This is a genomic window from Sphingobium sp. D43FB (genome assembly GCF_002312805.1).
GTDB lineage: Bacteria > Pseudomonadota > Alphaproteobacteria > Sphingomonadales > Sphingomonadaceae > Sphingobium.
In genome coordinates this window covers 1-407 of record NZ_NMUA01000231.1, presented here as the reverse complement: position 1 = coordinate 407, position 407 = coordinate 1, and the positions used below count along the sequence as shown (strand labels likewise).

The following is a 407-nucleotide window of genomic DNA, read 5'->3' as shown; positions in this document are numbered from 1 at the left end:
GTTTCATCCATTTCTGTAGATTCTTTCGTGCGTCATCGATGCCCATCAAACAGGGCATCAACTCGGCGAGCAGGGTTTCATCGGCGCTGCGGTGACTGAAATCGCTGCTGATCGCCGCAATCAGCGCTTCGCGCTCGGCGCTGAGCAGGTCGCGCAGGGTGTTGAGCCATTGCCGACGCTGGCCGGCGGTCGGCATGGGGTTGGCGGCGAACGCCTTGCGCTGCAGCGCGAGCAGTTCGCTGAGCGGCTGCTGCGTTGCGGGCTTCCAGGCGGGTTCGGCGGACATGCGCGGCTTCCTTTATCGACGTTGTGCTTTGGTTCTAGAGTAGATGCTCTAGAAAGTCAATTTGTACCTCGGGCAAGAAAATCACCCGCCCGGCGAGGCAGCGATCGGGCAGCACTTGCGT

The 407-nt window shown here is 60.9% G+C and carries 1 pseudogene; it reads right to left on the bottom strand.

Annotated elements, in window-relative coordinates:
* A pseudogene (locus tag SxD43FB_RS24155) lies at positions 1–286 on the bottom strand (hypothetical protein); the annotation flags it as partial.
* Positions 287–407 lie beyond the last annotated feature (121 nt).